Raw genomic sequence first — 16,718 nt, forward strand, 5'->3', positions numbered from 1 at the left:
GCTCGGACAGGCGCGTCCACCATTGATCGAGCAAACCACCCACCCGCGCCGGACTGCCACGGCCCAACTCCAACCGTACGCGCTCCACCGTCGGTCGCTCGCCACGGGCCAACACCGCGTCCGCCGCAGCAAACACCTCGTTTTCCGGCACCCCTATTGCCATGGCCAACCTCCGGGTATATTAGGTCTGATAATGGATTGTTATCCGACGTTATATTATGAACATTGGAATTATCATACGTTGAACGTATTAAATATTACAGACCAGTTGCTCTTGGTCGACGAAACCCCGCTTAACCCGCAGGCCCTGGCACACAACGCCCAGGAAGCCGCGGCCGCGTTTATCGCCGCCGGCACCGCGGCCAATACCGTGCGCAGCTACCGCAGTGCCCTCGCCTACTGGTCGGCGTGGCTGCAGTTGCGTTATGGCCAGGCACTGGGCGATGCCCCGCTGCCGCCGGCCGTGGCAATTCAATTCGTCCTCGATCACCTGGCGCGGCCGCTGGCCGACGGTAGGTGGACCCATCTGCTGCCGCCGTCCATCGACGCCGCGCTGGTCGCCGCCCGGGTCAAGGCCAAGGTCGGGCCGCTGGCGTTCAACACGGTCAGCCACCGCTTGGCGGTGCTCGGTAAATGGCATCGGATCAACGAGTGGGACAGTCCGAGCGAGGCGCCGGCGCTGAAGACCCTGCTGCGCGAGGCGCGTAAGGCGCAGTCGCGTCAAGGTGTGGCGGTACGCAAGAAAACCGCGCTCGTGCTCGAACCCTTGCAAGCCCTGCTTGCTACCTGCGACGACGGCGTGCGCGGCATTCGTGACCGCGCCCTGCTCCTGATGGCCTGGAGTGGTGGTGGCCGGCGGCGCTCGGAAGTGGTGGGCCTGCAACTGGGCGATGTCCGCCGACTGGACGCTGACACCTGGTTGTACACCCTGGGCAATACTAAGACCGAAACCGGCGGCATGCGCCGTGAGAAGCCGCTACGCGGACCGGCGGCGCAAGCTCTTTCCAGTTGGTTAGCGGTCGCTCCCGCCAACTCCGGCCCCTTGTTTCGTCGTCTGTATAGGGGCGATAAGGTCGGAGCCGCAGGATTGTCTGCGGACCAAGTCGCGCGCATCGTTCAGCGCCGGGCAAAGCTGGCCGGATTGGAGGGGGATTGGGGCGCACACAGCTTGAGGTCGGGGTTTGTCACGGAAGCCGGGCGTCAGGGCGTGCCGCTGGGCGAGGTGATGGCCATGACCGAACACCGCAGCGTGACCACGGTGATGGGTTACTTCCAGGCGGGGTCGTTGTTGAGCAGCCGCGCCACGACATTGATGGCGACTGCTGACAATAATTCGGAGAGTGTTGAAACAATCACGCGCTCTGACGATTGCATCTAGCTGCTAACCCGCGACAGCTCTTGGTCAACTGTACTCAGCAGCAGTCCGCTAAGTGTCCGCGTGCGTAGCGTTGACTGGTTCAGAAACACAGTCGTCGACCGTGGCTCCCTGCGCCTCCGTCTGCACGCGCACCAGAAGAGCCTCGAGACTCTGGTGAGGGTCGAGCGCCACAAAGCTTTCCGCGATCAGAGTCAAGGGATGGACACCGAGGACCGAGGCGAGCTCGACCACTTTATCCAGTGTTGGGCATTTCATGCCGCGCTCCAATGTACTCAGGTAGGTTCGGCTACTCACGTCGGAAAAATCCTCTTGGGTGAGCTGGCGCTGTAGGCGCCGAGCCTTGAGCGCCCGACCGAAGGCTTGTCTCATGTCCATTTGTGCGACTCACAAAAGGAACGATGAAGCCTTTTTGAACACTTTAGAGCTACAATCTATAGGGTTCGTTTTGCGAGGAGTTACGGATGTTTTTTACTCAGTCCGCTGCGGAGCGCCGATCTTCGGTTCCGCTTGACCGAACTATCAAGTGCTGGGGTGTGGTCGAGCGCGACCTCGATACCCCGTGGTTCTATGTGTGCCTCCGGATGCACGAAGACGGATTTGAGTTTGGGCACACATTGCTGGTCGCGGATATAGTCCAACTGGATGCACTTTTAGCGCAGCTACCGAATGATACTTCCGTTCGTTCGCTGATGGTCGTCACCCCGCCTTCGATGAATCATTCACAGCATTGGCGCATGGAGCGTGTGGTGCGTTTGCACACCAGCCTGGTTGAGGCCGCCGCCAACATCACCTTCCGTATCGAAATCGACTGTGGCACAACGTATACCCTGCATAGCTTGAGTCTGGCGAGTGAAGCACCACTAAAACCAAGGTGCATTTATGAGGAGGTACTTTAGCGTCCGATTACCTTCAATTACCCCCGGAAGGCCAAGCGCCGGATTGGAAATTTCAACCAACTCGCATACTCATAAAGCCACGCAATATACTTTTCTTGCAGAGTGCATGGCTTGATTAAAGTTCTCATTATATAGTGCAGAGTTCACCCAAGTAATTCTGCAGATACCGCGGATTATGAATTGCGCAACTGGAAAGAGAGCGATTTTCCTCGCTCTGTAGACAACAGGCCCTAGTGAGACAGTCGGCTAGGCACGCTTTGATTAATCATTTAGCAGGTATCGAAAATGCATCTCAATTACAGGGTTCCAACCTGCTGAGCGTTTTTTTAACCACTGCAAGTAGCTAGGCAGTCTATCTGCATCGCTGTGCATCCCTCGCCAAAATCGCTCAATGTGGCTGTCATTAAGTCTCGATCCCATTCCGAGTTGCCATATATAAACGCATTTCGGTAATTTCAAAAACAGTCCTAGCAACGCAAACATCGCCATGCGGATGTTGGTGGAGTGCTCTCCTATGTCTAAACACAGGAAAGGTTCACAGCCCGCGGAAGGTGAAATTTCGGTACTGAGAGAAGACCATGACCTAATGCCAAGAAGTCGAGCAATGTACGATTTTTGATCACGTGGATAGCTCCGCTTTTTGCCAATTATCGCGAGGAGATCCCCCATAAACAGGTGCCACTCATCAATGGTCGCCGTAATCTTAGCATTGCCGATAACAAACTCTCCTCGTTGTAATGATGCTTGGTACCAGCCCTGAAAAAACAATGCCATTAGGCGCAGTTTTTTATACGGCTCACGGGCCAGGTTCTGACGATGCCATAAAGAACGCGCTCCTGACAAAGACCATGAGCGGTTTTGTTCTATAAATATTTCCTGTTGGAGAATATTGAACAAAGCAGTTGACGCCAAGGTACCGAAATCCGGAGTGGTAGTAGCTCTACTTTCCAGTAGAAGGCCGCCATGCACGGGACAGACATTAAACCACCAGTAAAACCAGGTAGTTCTCAATGACGGCAGCCGACCACTGCGATAATCGTCATATAAGCAATACTCACAAACTTGATGACGCCTTACGGGGGGCATTTTCAGCCAGTCCCCAGGCACAGGAAATGCACGCCGTAAACATTCAATCGGAAGGTCGAGGATTTTGGATAGACTTTCCTCAACTTTAGCAGTAATAGTCACGTCAACGTCCTGGACACCACACCGTTCGAGATAATCTATAGCACGTAAGAATGGCAAGTAATTTCTAGACTGCCCTCCCCTGGAAAGCCACGACGATAGAGCCTCCTGAGGTAGTGGCTTCAGCAACCCGCTGTAAAGCGCGTTACTTCTCATGATCTGCTCACTCGATATAAGGTGGAATGAAAGCGGCTTTTTCCAAACATTCCATGTCTATTGCTTCCTTTCTATCCAAAATTGCCCAAACCGCTCCACGGGTAATTCGCTTAACAATATTACCGGTAATCCCCTTAGATGAGCGCAGCAAAAACTTAACTTTGTCACTCCGCGAAAGTTCAGATCGCTTTCTTAATGGCAAAATGCTTTCGTACGCCGCCAAAAATGACCTGAACTTCTCATCCTCTCTCCAGTCCGGCAGATTGTAAATTTCAAAGCGCCGTTCCAACTGATCGTCGTCACGAATCGCATTCTCGGCATCATCAATGCCGAAGGCAATAATCGAAAGTGACAAAGGAGGACCACTCATCGCCCTTAATAGGGCAAGACTCTTACGCTGATCCCCCCTGTTTGCATTGAGTAGGTTATGCACTTCATCAATCATTATTATGCGTAGATTTCTGAGGTGAGCAAGCCGGCTAAACGTATTAGGTATCCGACCGTTGCGAATTTTACCAATGGGCACTCCTAGAGCCTCGCCGACAACATCTTCGAACGCGCTGAAAGTTGGCTCTGCGGGCATGCTGAATGAAATACAGCCGCCGTGGTCTTGATCACGCTTCCGGAGCGTATCGATATCGGATTCTATTCTTGTAAAAAGACTGGTCTTACCCATTCCGGATTGGGCAGAAACCAAAATGCACTGCGCTTGGATATTGCGAGGCATTTCATATACCGCTCTGACTACCGCGCGGATCGAACTCACTTCAGGGTAGTTTATCCAACGATCTGTATAAATACTGATTATCCGCTGCTTGTCGTCCAAAAGTGCCAAATTTCGATACGACGGAGCAATGTGCTCTAAGCTCGTATTAACTTTCATCGATGCTCACCTTGTCACCAGTTAGGATCCTACTCTTCGATGTCGTAGGGTCGCGGTTGCACGCTGTAGTCCGGTGAAGTCGAAGTAGATATTTCTACTTTTTGTGAATTTTTCTCATTCAGAGGGTGGCCAGGATCGGTCAGGCGAGTTTTTTTTTGCTCTCTCATTTTACGCATCTCCTTAGTGGTCGCGACTGCACTGTTCACAAGGGCATCATTTTTCTTGATCAATTTAAACACTTCGGAAGCAGGTACCCTGCGTTTACTATCAGCTCTTAATTTCGCCCTTGTTCGCTTGAACTCTATTAGAGACGTATTGGGTAACCTTAAGTCCGAGTAGCCTATTTCTATGTAATGTTTCTCACCCTCAGGCAGCACCCAGATCTTGCTTATTGCCTCTGGGTCGTAACGCACCGTGCACCTTGTGCGGATATTAAAACATTTCAAGGTCGGCGAATAATAAACGATGTTATGCAGTTTAATTCCCTCTCGACCGAGCACGCGGCTTTTTACTGGCATAAAGTCAATCAGCAAGCGTTTTTGATCATCGACGATCGGCGGATAGGAAAAGCCTCCGTCTTTTTTTTGAAAGAATTTTTCCCACATATGCAGCGGCGAACAGCCTAGATCCGAGTGCGTATCTTTATGATAGATTTCTATCTCCCGAGTGATCCACTCTCTGAGTTCGGAGAATGACATAGCTGCGTGGCGCTCACTTTTATATTGGCCTTTGTTTTTTGTCGAGGACATAGTTGTGCCTGGCAACAAATGAACCCTCGTCATCAAAGTGCGGTTGTACCGTTCAATATGCGCGCCATTGTGGGGAATTTTCTTGGGCCTCCAAGTCAACTTGATTCCATATTTACGGCAACTGTCTTCTAGATTTTTTGATCTGAACTCCTTGGCATTATCGACATGAATCCGCTTTGGCACACCATAGAACGGATACTCACCATCCGGCATGCCAATCAACCTCAGCCAACGGTCCTTCGGCAAGATCGCGTGGGAGATACACAATGCCACCGACATACTCGAGGGATACCATAAGGACAAATAAAAACCAAGGATTACGCGTGTATAGACATCAATTGCAACTGTCACCCATGGCCGCATCAATGACTGCCGCTGCTCGCTGTCCACAATGATGCAATCGACTTCAGCGTGATCGATTTGGATCAGTTCAAGGGGCTCTTCGGGAAGGACCTTTCCTCCACGAACCTCGAACTCCTGACTCGCGGCTTTACTTCCGCTTTTTTTTGCCAGTAGCGCTCGCGGATTCACCGCCCTTAGCCTGCTGGCTATGGTGGCCGCGCTCGGGGGCGGAATAGATTTTGAAGAACAGCGATCTAAGACTTTGTCGATAATCACCTGATAGGTAATTCCAGGACCGGTGTAGAACTCTTCGATGATTTCCTGGATAGCGTCCTCGGCGCTAGCATCAATTAGCTTTATCCCTTTTACCCTGCCCCGGCGCTGCGGAAGGAGACTTAATGGACCTATATTGGTGTCTAGTCTATTCAGCAGCCTATTCACTTGTGATTCGCTTAGGTTGAGTGCTACAGCGCACTGAGTCATCTCGTTTTTAGAAATTGGCCGCCTGCCGGCCACCGGCAACAGCACGTCATAGCGGTCTGACGCCAACTTGATGTCAGCCTCGCTAGCACTTTCGATGAGAGAGGTTCTTTCGGATTGGCCGGAGTCAGGATTTGAGAGCAATGCAGTTCTTTTTAGCTCAAAGTCTATTTCTCCCGGGGAGATCATGGTCACTTCCCCCGAGGTTAAATCCCTTACCCGTATTTTGCTCGAAGAAACAGAGTCGATGATTTCAAACTGCTTATTACCAACAAGTACAAGTACGCCTGGTTTTATGCTGATTCCTTGCATGGATTCCCCCATAACAAAAAATGCAAAACGTGGCTAAAATCTAGCTAAATATGCGAAAAAGTCTAGGCTCAAAAAAACAATCAGAAATCTCAATAAAAAACTTGATATTTTTCAATTAGATATTGACTTCGCTGATTTAACAAATCTCGACAATACGTGGATTTCGACGCCCTCAATTCACCTCAGTCCATCAACTATCCGTCAGCGCTTCAATCAATTGCGAATGCTGTGGAAACTGCTCGCTGAGCTTCTGCCGATCACCCATCTCCATATCCGCAAAGTCAAACCCTGGCGAAACCGCTTCACTGATCAATCCGTATCCCGATGAACCTTCCATCAGTCGTGATGCTTTCCAGATGCCGCCTGGTACATGCAATTGCAAATGTTGTCCTGCGATGACATTGCTGCCCATCACGACAGTTTTCAATGTGCCGTCTGGATAAATCAGTTTGTACTCAATGGCATCACCCAAATGGTAGTAATGCACGATGTCTGATTGGTTGAGATGAAAATGACCTACAGGCGAATCCTTGCTCAGCAGGTAATAAATAGACGTCATTCGATAGCGTTGACCGCTCGTAGTCATCAGCATGGTTTGATCGTCGGACTGGAAGGTTCTACGGTAATAACCGCCTTCCTGGTGGGGTTCCAGATCAAGTGCGGCAATTAGTGCTTGAGTGTCTATCGGGGTTATCTTCATGTCAGGCCGCCTAGTCTTTTGAGATTTCGGTATAAATGAACGTATTTCGTAGCATTTAGTAACATAACTCGACTAAACGACCATTTAGTAGAGCTACTTATAAGCGCTCTACGATCATGAATATCTGCTGTCCCACCTGCCCTGCTATTTCTCGCCTTTAAGTGCCACCACCAACTTGGTTTTCCTGACGATGCATCAACGGTCGTGAGCGTGCAGATGCATGCCTGCGAGACAAGGCAGCTCAAAGCGCATGGCTGTACCCGCCCCGTCATCGATCCAAACCGACATGCATCTATAGGCAGGGCTTATGCAGCGGATTGCATATCGGTCTTGGACCCTATCGAACAAACGGCAGAAGATTGCTTCACACCCAAGCAATACCAATCAAGCAAACCCGATAGGAGATACACCATGCAACAGTCTCACGCTTACAACGACACCAGCCTTGAACTGACCGCCAAAATTCTTGACGCGAAAGCTCGTAAAAATCTGTCCTTTGAAGAAGTGACTGAAGGTACCGGCCTCGGTCTGGCTTACGTCACCGCTGCCCTGCTCGGTCAACATCCACTGCCGGAAGCCGCCGCAAAAGTGATCGGTCAAAAACTGGACCTGGACGCCGACTCGGTCGCCCGCCTGCAGATCATCCCACTGCGTGGCAGCCTGTCGGGTGTACCAACGGACCCGACCATTTACCGCTTCTACGAAATGATCCAGATCTACGGCACCACCCTCAAAGCCCTGGTTCATGAACAGTTCGGTGACGGCATCATCAGCGCCATCAACTTCAAACTGGACATGAAGAAAGTGGAAGACCCAGAAGGCGGTCACCGTGCAGTGATCACCCTCGACGGTAAGTTTCTGCCACTGCGTCCTTTCTAAGGATGCACCTGGACTTGTAATCCGGCCCGCGATCTTTGCGGGCCTGCTTCAAAAAAACCTGACTCTTTATCGACCACCAAATTTGAATGGAGGAATCGTCGTGAAAAAAATACTGCTTCTCGCCTTGTCTCTGACGGCCTCGTTGTCAGCTTTCGCACAACAAGCGGTCGTTGCACCAGAGACCGTTCCTTACGCATACGGCATGCATCTGGACATCGCCAAAGTGATCCGTATCACGCCTACGGCTGATGTCTGTGGCCCAACGCCGGTGCAAATGACTTACCGCGATTCGCAGGGTGAAACGCACATTCTGGAATACACCGTGATTGGTAGCGGCTGCATTAACTGACCATCACTTAATTGCTAAACATCTATTAAAGGCATACATCATGAAAGCGCTCATCGAAGGTTTTTCGAAGTTCCAAAAAGAAGCATTTCCACAACGTACCGAACTGTTCCAGCACCTGGCCAACACGCAAACTCCAGGTACGCTGTTCATCAGTTGCTCCGACAGCCGCGTTGTTCCCGAACTGCTGACACAGCAAGAGCCTGGCGAACTGTTCGTCATCCGTAACGCTGGCAACATCGTGCCGTCCTACAGCCCGAATCCTGGTGGCGTCTCAGCCACTATCGAATACGCCGTGGCTGTGCTGGGTGTGACGGATATCGTGATCTGCGGCCATTCGGATTGCGGTGCCATGACCGCTGTCGCCAAGTGCAAATGCATGGATCACCTGCCTGCGGTTGCCGGTTGGTTGCAACATTCCGAGTCGGCAAAAGTCATCAACGAATCGCGCACTCATACCAGTGAAGCAGCGAAAGTGAGTTCGATGGTTCGCGAAAATGTCATCGCTCAACTGGCCAATATCCAGACTCATCCAAGCGTTCGACTGGCTCAGGAAAAAGGTCTGGTGAATCTTCATGGCTGGGTCTACGACATCGGAACGGGCTCGATCGACGCCCTGGATTCCGACAACAAGACTTTCAAGTCTCTGGTCAAGCATCCAACCACCTGTGCGGTCCAGGCTCGTCCTGCAAAAGCCGTGGCCTGATCAATCTCATTTGAAGAGTACTCATCATGTTTGAAGTCACTATGTACACCACCAGCACCTGCCCCTATTGCCGCAGCGCCAAGCGCCTACTGGACACCAAAGGTATTGCCTACAAAGAAATCGACGTCCGCTGCGCCGATGTAAAAAACGAAATGGTCAACCGTAGCGGTCGACGCACAGTCCCTCAGATCTTTTTTGGTGATTGGCATGTCGGTGGATTTGATGATCTGGCTCAGTTGGAACATGAAGGCGGTATCGACAAGGCGCTCAACCCACGCTTGGCGGGATGAGCGGCCGATGTCAGTGACTCACAGATCCAGCACAAGGGGGGCGTCGCCCTCCTTCGCTTGCGCAGGTACCGCACAGCAAATCAGCAGCTCGCCTTCGGCCGGCATTTCAGCGGGCACATTCAGATAGTGCACTTCACCACTGATCAGTTTGGTACGGCATGTACCACAAGATCCTCCTCGACAGCTGAACTCCGGATTCAGGCCGCTGCTCTCAGCCCGTTCCAAAAGACTCCCCCCGCCTGGTTCCCAGCGCGCCTCCTTGGATGACGTTAGAAACAACACTTTTACCGGACTCGTTGACGCTGGAACCTGCTCGACAGTCGGGGGCATTTGATCCCTTGACGCACCAAATTTGCAGATGACTGACCAAGGCTAACGGGATCAACCCCCGTGACTGGATGTACTGTGGGCCGTTACCGAACGCATACACCACAGAAACGGCAAAACCGCCTGAAGAGGCGGTATTGATTTTTGCGTTTGCCACCTTCCTGGTGGTAAGTCGTGGCGTTCCGGTCACGAAGCACGCCCGCTACACCCAGACACACGGATGACACACACGCTAGCGACGGGTTTATACGATTCAGTGTCGGATCGCTGTATTCAATCAAGGGCATCCGGCTGCATGGCCGGATGCTCGCGCAGGCCATCGACAATGAAATCGACGAAACTGCGAACCCGCATTGAGGCCTTGCGCCCCTCGCGGTACACCACATGCACCGGCATCGCCGGCAGTTCAAAAGGTTGCAACACTCGACGCAACCGGCCGCTGCTCAAATAGTCATACAACGGGTAGCTAAAACAGCGCGTGATCCCTGCGCCATGGGTAGTGGCATCAATTGCCGACTGAACCGTCGCGCAACTTATTCGAGCCCGTGCCTTTATCTGGTTCACAACACCGTCCTGATGAAAACCCCACTGGACCTGATCTCGATAAGCATGGGTCGCCACTAATCGATGATTTCGTAAATCTTCGGGTACTTTCGGCTCACCATGCTCCTCAAGATACGCAGGACTGCTGCATACCATCGAACGCACATGCCCAACTTTTCGCGCTACCAATGACGAATTTGGCAGGTCACCGACAAGCACAGCCACATCGATCCCCTCCTCATACATGTTCGCCAATCGATCATGGTATTGGGCGTATAGCTTCACTTGCGGGTACTGATCCATGTAATGCGAGAGCAACGGTGTCATGACATATCGGCTGAACAGCAATGGCAATAGAACCTTGAGATTGCCTTGCGCCTGAACGTGCAAACCCTTGGCCGAAGCCTCTGCGTCCTCAATATCCTTCAGGATGCGAGAGCAGTCTGCCATGAAGCCAGCACCGACCTCAGTCAACGTGACACCTCGCGTGCTTCGTTTTAACAACGCAACACCAAGCCGGGCCTCCAAGCGAGCGATAGCGCGAATAACAGTCGGCCCCGAGACATCCAGACGCCGAGACGCAGCAGCCAGACTTGGCCGTTCAGAAAGCGCTTCGAACATCAGCATTTCATGATAGCGATCCATCAGTGAGAACCCTTCACCACCGCTTTAAGCACCGTATCTCGCCCCAGTCGATCCACGAGAAAATCCACGAAGGTACGAACCTTCGCCGGGACTCGTGTGTTTTTCAGATAGACCACCTGAATGGGTAACGCAGGCGGCTCGAAATCTTCGAGCACCAACTCCAATTCACCCGATGCGACCTGGCTCGCCACTTGATAGGACAAGACCCTCGTGATCCCCCAGCCCAAGCTCGCGATATTGATAGCGGCTTGATTGGCGGTAACGACCAAACGGGGTTCAAATCGAAAGCTAAGCGCGTTGCCATCATTCTCAAATTGCCAGTCGCTTAACAGATGGCTGGCCGAAGACATGACGATGTTGGCGGTGCTTAATTCGCCAGGATGACGTGGTCTCCCATAGCGCTGAAAATACTCGGGAGTGCCACATATCACCTGACGGACTTCACCGACCTTGATGGCGTGCTGATTATTTTCGTGCATATGGCCGATTCGGATTGCGACATCAATCCCTTCGTCAGCCATGTTTACCACACGGTCAACGAGCAAGGCATTGAGATGTACTGAGGGAAACTGGTCAACGTAATCAGCCAAAAGTGGCGCGACGTACAACTCACCAAACAGCACTGACGCGGTCACGGTCAGATGTCCGCACGGAATTGAATAGCTGCCGGCGGCAGCCTCCTCCGCTTCATCAACCTCACTCAATATCCGTCGACAATCTTCCAGATAGCGTTGACCTGCTTCCGTCAGATGCAAACTACGGGTGGTTCGAGACAAAAGCTGTGTGCCGATTCGCTGCTCCATTGCGGCGATGGCGCGAGTGACACTCGGGGGCGAGATGTTTAGCAGACGGGCAGCGGCAGCAAAACCTTCCTCCTCAGCTACCGCCATAAAAATCTGCATTTCTTGAAAGCGATCCATAAGCGACCCTGTCTTGATGAGAGGACTGCGAAGCATCTGAACGCTAGCGCGTACAGCACTAATTGCCAGTACAGTGGAATTACGAGCAATTACAATCCAGCATTTCATCCAGTGTAATGATCGATGCCCACGGTCGTTCCCAGCATCAAGTCCATAAAAGCGACTGACGCAGCACTGTGATAGTTGTTTTTGCGCCGAAGTAGCGCCGCTCCGCGACGAGGTCCCTTATCCAATAAAGCGATCTTACGCAGGGCACGATCCTGGGTAGCGATCGGTTCAGGGAGAATGGTGGCAACTGCTGTGTGGCGAATAACCTCCAGCAAGGTATTCACAGAGTTGACTTCGATCGCCACTTTGGGAGTGATCTGCGCTTGAGCGAAAAACTCGTCAATGCATGCACGCGTGACGAAGTCCGGAGTCAGTAGCGCAAATTCGAGCTGAGCGAGCTGTTGCGATGTCAATGCCGTCTTGCACTCATACAGCGGATGGTCGCGCCCTACCATCAATCCCAGTGTTTCGATAAACGCCGGAATGGATTCGATGTCTGGATTGCGGACCTGATCAAACGCAATCGCGATATCCAGTGAGTCATCCGCCAAGCCAGTTTCGATGTCGGCCATCGACAACTCGAAGATCTCCAGATGAATGTTTGGGTAGTGGCCCATGTAATCGCGAACCAAGGGGCCCACGAGGTACGCCATGAACGTCGGTGTCATGGCCAGGCGCAAGGTGCCGCGAGACAGATCCTTAACATCGTGAAGTGCTCGCTTGCCGGCAGCCAATTCCACAAGCACGCGACGTGCACACGCGATATAGGCCTCTCCTGCATCGGTCGCCCTCACCGTTCGAGAGGTACGATCGAACAGCACTACGCCAAGCGCTTCTTCCAGCTGTCGGATCTGTTGAGACAGAGTCGGCTGGGAAACATGCATAGCCTGCGCCGCACGAGTGAAACCGCCGTTATCCGCCACTGCCAGCAAATAACGTAAGTGTCGTAGCAGCATGTGAACGCCCTCCTATAGGAACCACTTATACATTGCATTGTATATCTGTCTTTGTCCTTATAAATCCCCGGCCTGGTTCGCAGTGGTGCAAGACTTCGCTGGCACTACCCAATCGATTTTTCCTGCCCACTTCTGAATGGATTGTTTCACCCAGCACAATTGAGTCGTAACAACCCTGCTTATTCTCTAATCCCTTCTGGATGGCGAGACTGATCAACAGAAGCAACTGACACATTTCGGGTCATTGCAATGTTGTTCAACCGGGAGTCCACACATGATTGATGTCACTCATTCCTGCGAAGGGAACCTTTGGTTGGACAATCCAGCCATGGCTCACAGCGAATACGAGAGCAGTTATCTGCTGCCGCAAATGATGGGCGCGCTGACCCGCGAATCCGGCGCAGTTCCTGTCGCGCACCTTTCGACAGCGCCTGAAACAAAGATCTCTGTCATGAGCCTGTTCGCATCGTTTTTCTCCCATTGACTCCGTTCGATAGCACACGCGCTGTGCAAACTTCCCAGAGAAATGAAATGACCTACGATTTTGATTTATTCGTTATTGGTGCAGGTTCCGGTGGCGTGCGAGCAGCGCGTTTTGCCGCGGGTTTTGGTGCGAAAGTCGCAGTAGCCGAAAGCCGCTACCTTGGAGGCACGTGCGTCAATGTCGGTTGTGTGCCTAAAAAGCTTTTGGTGTACGGCTCTCATTTTGGTGACGACTTCGAACAGGCCGAGGGCTTTGGCTGGAGTGCCGGGAAGGCACAATTCGACTGGGAGAAATTGATCTCCAACAAGAATCGCGAGATCGAGCGTCTGAACGGCATCTATCGCAAGTTGCTGGTTAACAGTGGCGTGACCTTACTCGAAGGCCATGCACGGTTGACCGATGCCCATCATGTCGAAATCAACGGAAAGCGCGTCAGCGCAGAACGCATTTTGATTGCAACAGGCGGCTGGCCACAAATACCCGATATCCCGGGACGTGAGCACGCCATTACCTCGAACGAGGCGTTCTTTCTCAAGCAGTTGCCGAGACGAGTACTGGTTGTCGGCGGTGGTTATATCGCGGTTGAGTTCGCCGGAATTTTCAATGGTCTCGGCGCTGACACACGGCTTCTGTATCGCGGCGATCTGTTTCTTCGCGGATTTGATCAATCCGTTCGAACGCACCTGGTGCAGGAGCTGACCAAACGAGGTCTGCAACTGGATTTCAACACCGATATCGTGCAGATCGATAAGCAGCCTGATGGCAGCTTATTGGCGACACTCAACGACGGTTGCAAGCTGGAAGCTGACAGCATTTTCTACGCTACTGGCCGGCGCCCGATGCTCGATAATTTGGGATTGGAAAATACTCAAGTCGAACTCAACGACAAGGGCTTCATCGACGTCAACGATAACTTCGAAACTCGCGAGCCTTCGATCCTAGCATTAGGTGATGTGATTGGCCGGGTCCAGCTGACACCGGTGGCGACAGCGGAAGGTATGGCAGTCGCCCGTCGGCTGTTCAAACCGGAGCAATATCGCCCCGTGGATTATCGGCATATTCCCACCGCGGTATTCAGCCAGCCGAGTATCGGGACCGTCGGGTTGACTGAAGAACAGGCGCTGGAGAACGGCCACAAAGTGGTGGTTTTCGAAAGCCGGTTCAAACCCATGAAGCTCACGCTCACGGACTCAAACGAGCAAACCTTGATGAAACTGGTGGTAGATGCGCGCACTGATCGGGTATTAGGCGCACATATGGTCGGCCCGGATGCCGGAGACATCATTCAGGGGTTGGCAATCGCACTGAAGGCAGGTGCCACCAAGCGCCTGTTTGATGAAACCATTGGTGTGCACCCGACCTCGGCAGAGGAGTTCGTAACGCTGCGTACACCTGTTGCGGGCAGTTGACGGTGGACGGCGTCAATCGGCACGGAAGTGTTGGCACAGCGTTTTCTGAAAATGCTCCAACAGAAAATCGACGAACACTCGTGTTTTGGCAGGCAAAGATTTTTTGGAAGAGTAGTAAACCGAGACCACGCCCAGATCTACATACCAATCCGGCAATAATCGAATCAGCTCACCGCGCTGCAACCTGGGCCATGCGCGATCCAAAGGTAGCAGCGCGACACCTAGCCCCATAACAGCACAACTACACATTGCTTCTGGGTCATTCATGATCGCCACTGGGTTCAGGTCGAGGTCGAACCGCCCTTCCCCGAAATCACGAAGCGTCCAGTTCAGCAGTCGCCCTGAGTTGGTCGAACGCATTACGATCCCGTCCTCCCCCTGTAAGTCGCTGGGTGTAGTGGGTAACGGCTTACCTTCCAACCATGAGGGCGCTGCGACAGCCACGAGATGCAGCTTGGCCAGTTCTCGCGCGACAACGCCAGGCGACAATTCCATACCACCACCGATAGCGACATCAAAACCTTCGCCTATCAAATCCACGCGACGGATTTCCAGGTGCCAATCCGGCACCACTGCGGGGTAACGCTCCTTGAAGGTCTTGAGCAATGGCAAAACATAGTCGTAAGCCAAAGACGGTGACAAATTGACTCGCAATCGCCCTGCCGGGACTTCTCGGGCATCACCTAATTGAGTGATGGCGTCTCGGATTGTCTCAAGCCCCCCGGAGACCTGTTGATAGAACAACTCTCCCGCCTCAGTAAGGGTGAGGCTTCGGGTGCTGCGTTGGAACAAACGAGTACCCAAATTGGCTTCAAGCCGCGCCACGTTTTTGCTCACCGCAGCAGAGGAAATTCCCATCCGCCGTGCGGCTTCGGAAAAGCTGCTGGATTGCGCTGCACAGACGAAGGACTCGAGATTACCCAGGGTTTCCATGATCATCTCTAACTTTTGGTTAAAGCTGATTCTACCTATTGAGGACTAATTTATCCTTGGTGATTTGGTCATGATGGCTTCCCACCTGGTTATCTAGATTGGAAAGCAAAGCACCATGGCAAAAATTCTCGTTACTGGCGCGACAGGCAGATTGGGCAATGCTGTCCTGCGTTCCCTGGTAAAAATAATCCCGGCATCAGATGTTGTGGCAATGGCACGTGATACTGAAAAGGCCAAGCCTCTGGCTGCATTAGGTATAGAGGTGCGCTACGGGGATTACACCGATTACGATTCGCTGGTGGCAGCCTTCGAGGGAGTGGAAAAAGTCTACCTGGTGTCAGCCGTAGCGTTCAGTGATCGTATTGCCCAGCATAAAAACGCGATCATTGCAGCCGGGCGGGCGGGTGTCCGTCATGTGACTTACACCAGTATTCAACGGACCAACGATGTGCTGGCACCTATTGAAGGCGTGACGGATAGCGATATAGCTACCGAGCAATTGCTGGTGAAGTCGGGTCTTACGTACACGATTATTCAACATCCGTTATATGCCGACGACTTGCCCTTCCTCATGGGTGCCAACGCGGCAAAAGAAGGCTTCAGCGCCCCAGTTGGCCAAGGTCGAGCTGGCTTCGCCACATATGCTGAGCTGGCAGAAGCCGGTGCTGCACTATTAACCCAATCAGGCTATGAAAATCGCACTTGCCTGCTGAATGCGGGACAGACATGGTCATTTCAGGATATCGCTGACGGCTTGGCCTTACTGACAGGCAAGCCGATTGATTACCAACCGATTGCCGTACAAGCCTTCATCGCCGCTCGGAAGGCTGACGGTTGGCCAACCGCTGTCGCGACATTCCTCGGCGGCTGGGGTAAAGCCATCGAAAAAGGCGCTTTCGACCAGAGCAGTCGGACGCTGGAAAGGCTGCTGGGACGTAAGCCAAAAGGCCTGCACGAAATGCTTCGGAAGACTTTCGACCTCTAAATTGCGAGGGCACTCAGACAGCCCACGTCTGAGTTGACGACCATCGCGGGCCCCACAGGTTCTTACGTCGATCACAAGATCCATGGACAACACAAAACCCTGTGGGAGCGAGGCTTGCCCGCGAAAGCGTCAGGTCAGTCAGCATCATTGTTGAATGTGCCGGCCC

Annotated in this window: 19 protein-coding genes and 1 pseudogene; 9 read left to right on the forward strand and 11 right to left on the reverse strand. The window is 52.6% G+C overall.

Annotated features, from left to right (window positions below; genetic code table 11):
• The coding region (locus ACRESJ_RS29935) for a DNA-binding protein (RefSeq protein ID WP_431761129.1) at positions 1-163 on the reverse strand (163 nt) is incomplete at its 3' end.
• Between the two features lie 78 nt (positions 164-241).
• On the opposite strand from ACRESJ_RS29935, the gene ACRESJ_RS29940 reads away from it, so the two are divergent.
• Positions 242-1,378, forward strand: a complete 1,137-nt coding sequence (locus tag ACRESJ_RS29940; protein ID WP_431761111.1) for a site-specific integrase — start codon at positions 242-244, stop codon at positions 1,376-1,378.
• Positions 1,379-1,426: 48 nt separating this feature from the next.
• Here the strand turns inward: ACRESJ_RS29940 and ACRESJ_RS29945 are convergent, their stop codons facing one another.
• Positions 1,427-1,753: a helix-turn-helix domain-containing protein gene (locus ACRESJ_RS29945; RefSeq protein ID WP_431761112.1), complete on the reverse strand. Its 327-nt coding sequence runs from the start codon at positions 1,751-1,753 to the stop codon at positions 1,427-1,429.
• 86 nt (positions 1,754-1,839) lie between these two features.
• On the opposite strand from ACRESJ_RS29945, the gene ACRESJ_RS29950 reads away from it, so the two are divergent.
• Positions 1,840-2,274, forward strand: a complete 435-nt coding sequence (locus tag ACRESJ_RS29950; RefSeq protein WP_431761113.1) for a hypothetical protein — start codon at positions 1,840-1,842, stop codon at positions 2,272-2,274.
• A 261-nt stretch (positions 2,275-2,535) separates the two neighbouring features.
• On the opposite strand, the gene ACRESJ_RS29955 is transcribed toward ACRESJ_RS29950, so the two are convergent.
• The 4 genes from ACRESJ_RS29955 to ACRESJ_RS29970 all read right to left on the reverse strand — a co-directional run bounded on the left by ACRESJ_RS29955 (position 2,536) and on the right by ACRESJ_RS29970 (position 7,081).
• On the reverse strand, positions 2,536-3,615 hold the full coding sequence (locus ACRESJ_RS29955; protein WP_431761114.1) for a TniQ family protein: 1,080 nt from the start codon (positions 3,613-3,615) through the stop codon (positions 2,536-2,538).
• 7 nt (positions 3,616-3,622) lie between these two features.
• The gene (locus ACRESJ_RS29960) at positions 3,623-4,498 is read right to left on the reverse strand and encodes a TniB family NTP-binding protein (RefSeq protein ID WP_431761115.1); all 876 of its coding nucleotides are present in this window, start codon (positions 4,496-4,498) and stop codon (positions 3,623-3,625) included.
• A 29-nt stretch (positions 4,499-4,527) separates the two neighbouring features.
• Entirely contained in the window at positions 4,528-6,381 is a 1,854-nt protein-coding gene (locus ACRESJ_RS29965) for a Mu transposase C-terminal domain-containing protein (protein ID WP_431761116.1), read from the reverse strand.
• Positions 6,382-6,571: 190 nt separating this feature from the next.
• Entirely contained in the window at positions 6,572-7,081 is a 510-nt protein-coding gene (locus ACRESJ_RS29970; RefSeq protein ID WP_431761117.1) for a cupin domain-containing protein, read from the reverse strand.
• A gap of 411 nt (positions 7,082-7,492) precedes the next feature.
• Here ACRESJ_RS29970 and cynS point away from each other — a divergent pair, with 411 nt between their 5' ends.
• The 4 genes from cynS (at position 7,493) to grxC (ending at position 9,302) form a co-directional block, all read left to right on the forward strand.
• On the forward strand, positions 7,493-7,960 hold the full coding sequence (gene cynS / locus ACRESJ_RS29975) for a cyanase (RefSeq protein WP_431761118.1): 468 nt from the start codon (positions 7,493-7,495) through the stop codon (positions 7,958-7,960).
• A gap of 100 nt (positions 7,961-8,060) precedes the next feature.
• The gene (locus tag ACRESJ_RS29980; protein ID WP_431761119.1) at positions 8,061-8,309 is read left to right on the forward strand and encodes a DUF2790 domain-containing protein; all 249 of its coding nucleotides are present in this window, start codon (positions 8,061-8,063) and stop codon (positions 8,307-8,309) included.
• 40 nt (positions 8,310-8,349) lie between these two features.
• On the forward strand, positions 8,350-9,012 hold the full coding sequence (locus ACRESJ_RS29985; RefSeq protein WP_431761120.1) for a carbonic anhydrase: 663 nt from the start codon (positions 8,350-8,352) through the stop codon (positions 9,010-9,012).
• Between the two features lie 26 nt (positions 9,013-9,038).
• On the forward strand, positions 9,039-9,302 hold the full coding sequence (gene grxC / locus ACRESJ_RS29990) for a glutaredoxin 3 (RefSeq protein ID WP_431761121.1): 264 nt from the start codon (positions 9,039-9,041) through the stop codon (positions 9,300-9,302).
• A gap of 18 nt (positions 9,303-9,320) precedes the next feature.
• Here the strand turns inward: grxC and ACRESJ_RS29995 are convergent.
• The 4 genes and pseudogenes from ACRESJ_RS29995 to cynR form a co-directional block, all read right to left on the reverse strand.
• A pseudogene (locus tag ACRESJ_RS29995) lies at positions 9,321-9,626 on the reverse strand (2Fe-2S iron-sulfur cluster-binding protein); the annotation flags it as partial.
• Positions 9,627-9,902: 276 nt separating this feature from the next.
• The gene (locus ACRESJ_RS30000; RefSeq protein ID WP_431761122.1) at positions 9,903-10,817 is read right to left on the reverse strand and encodes a LysR family transcriptional regulator; all 915 of its coding nucleotides are present in this window, start codon (positions 10,815-10,817) and stop codon (positions 9,903-9,905) included.
• Positions 10,817-11,737, reverse strand: a complete 921-nt coding sequence (locus ACRESJ_RS30005; RefSeq protein ID WP_431761123.1) for a LysR family transcriptional regulator — start codon at positions 11,735-11,737, stop codon at positions 10,817-10,819. The genes ACRESJ_RS30000 and ACRESJ_RS30005 overlap by 1 nt, the downstream gene beginning before the upstream one ends.
• A 104-nt stretch (positions 11,738-11,841) precedes the next feature.
• Positions 11,842-12,741, reverse strand: coding sequence for a transcriptional regulator CynR (gene cynR / locus ACRESJ_RS30010; RefSeq protein ID WP_431761124.1), 900 nt, complete (start codon positions 12,739-12,741; stop codon positions 11,842-11,844).
• Positions 12,742-13,015: 274 nt separating this feature from the next.
• Between cynR and ACRESJ_RS30015 the strand changes: the two genes are divergently transcribed.
• Both ACRESJ_RS30015 and gorA read left to right on the forward strand, forming a co-directional pair.
• Entirely contained in the window at positions 13,016-13,225 is a 210-nt protein-coding gene (locus ACRESJ_RS30015; RefSeq protein WP_431761125.1) for a hypothetical protein, read from the forward strand.
• 47 nt (positions 13,226-13,272) lie between these two features.
• Positions 13,273-14,634, forward strand: coding sequence for a glutathione-disulfide reductase (gene gorA, locus ACRESJ_RS30020; RefSeq protein WP_431761126.1), 1,362 nt, complete (start codon positions 13,273-13,275; stop codon positions 14,632-14,634).
• 12 nt (positions 14,635-14,646) lie between these two features.
• Here the strand turns inward: gorA and ACRESJ_RS30025 are convergent, their stop codons facing one another.
• The gene (locus ACRESJ_RS30025; protein ID WP_431761127.1) at positions 14,647-15,567 is read right to left on the reverse strand and encodes a LysR family transcriptional regulator; all 921 of its coding nucleotides are present in this window, start codon (positions 15,565-15,567) and stop codon (positions 14,647-14,649) included.
• A 115-nt stretch (positions 15,568-15,682) separates the two neighbouring features.
• On the opposite strand from ACRESJ_RS30025, the gene ACRESJ_RS30030 reads away from it, so the two are divergent.
• Positions 15,683-16,552, forward strand: coding sequence for an NmrA family NAD(P)-binding protein (locus tag ACRESJ_RS30030; protein WP_431761128.1), 870 nt, complete (start codon positions 15,683-15,685; stop codon positions 16,550-16,552).
• The last annotated feature ends 166 nt before the right edge of the window (positions 16,553-16,718 follow it).

Source organism: Pseudomonas sp., assembly GCF_050739655.1.
Taxonomy (GTDB): domain Bacteria; phylum Pseudomonadota; class Gammaproteobacteria; order Pseudomonadales; family Pseudomonadaceae; genus Aquipseudomonas.

What these genes read in the sequence shown, in the direction of transcription:
- grxC (WP_431761121.1), top strand. Translation starts at nt 9,039, where the DNA reads ATGTTTGAAGTCACTATGTACACCACCAGCACCTGCCCCTATTGCCGC.
- ACRESJ_RS29985 (WP_431761120.1), top strand. Translation starts at nt 8,350, where the DNA reads ATGAAAGCGCTCATCGAAGGTTTTTCGAAGTTCCAAAAAGAAGCATTT.
- ACRESJ_RS29970 (WP_431761117.1), bottom strand. Translation starts at nt 7,081, where the DNA reads ATGAAGATAACCCCGATAGACACTCAAGCACTAATTGCCGCACTTGAT.
- ACRESJ_RS30000 (WP_431761122.1), bottom strand. Translation starts at nt 10,817, where the DNA reads ATGGATCGCTATCATGAAATGCTGATGTTCGAAGCGCTTTCTGAACGG.
- ACRESJ_RS29950 (WP_431761113.1), top strand. Translation starts at nt 1,840, where the DNA reads ATGTTTTTTACTCAGTCCGCTGCGGAGCGCCGATCTTCGGTTCCGCTT.
- cynS (WP_431761118.1), top strand. Translation starts at nt 7,493, where the DNA reads ATGCAACAGTCTCACGCTTACAACGACACCAGCCTTGAACTGACCGCC.
- ACRESJ_RS29960 (WP_431761115.1), bottom strand. Translation starts at nt 4,498, where the DNA reads ATGAAAGTTAATACGAGCTTAGAGCACATTGCTCCGTCGTATCGAAAT.
- ACRESJ_RS30015 (WP_431761125.1), top strand. Translation starts at nt 13,016, where the DNA reads ATGATTGATGTCACTCATTCCTGCGAAGGGAACCTTTGGTTGGACAAT.
- ACRESJ_RS30025 (WP_431761127.1), bottom strand. Translation starts at nt 15,567, where the DNA reads ATGGAAACCCTGGGTAATCTCGAGTCCTTCGTCTGTGCAGCGCAATCC.
- ACRESJ_RS29955 (WP_431761114.1), bottom strand. Translation starts at nt 3,615, where the DNA reads ATGAGAAGTAACGCGCTTTACAGCGGGTTGCTGAAGCCACTACCTCAG.
- gorA (WP_431761126.1), top strand. Translation starts at nt 13,273, where the DNA reads ATGACCTACGATTTTGATTTATTCGTTATTGGTGCAGGTTCCGGTGGC.
- ACRESJ_RS29945 (WP_431761112.1), bottom strand. Translation starts at nt 1,753, where the DNA reads ATGGACATGAGACAAGCCTTCGGTCGGGCGCTCAAGGCTCGGCGCCTA.
- cynR (WP_431761124.1), bottom strand. Translation starts at nt 12,741, where the DNA reads ATGCTGCTACGACACTTACGTTATTTGCTGGCAGTGGCGGATAACGGC.
- ACRESJ_RS30030 (WP_431761128.1), top strand. Translation starts at nt 15,683, where the DNA reads ATGGCAAAAATTCTCGTTACTGGCGCGACAGGCAGATTGGGCAATGCT.
- ACRESJ_RS29965 (WP_431761116.1), bottom strand. Translation starts at nt 6,381, where the DNA reads ATGCAAGGAATCAGCATAAAACCAGGCGTACTTGTACTTGTTGGTAAT.
- ACRESJ_RS30005 (WP_431761123.1), bottom strand. Translation starts at nt 11,737, where the DNA reads ATGGATCGCTTTCAAGAAATGCAGATTTTTATGGCGGTAGCTGAGGAG.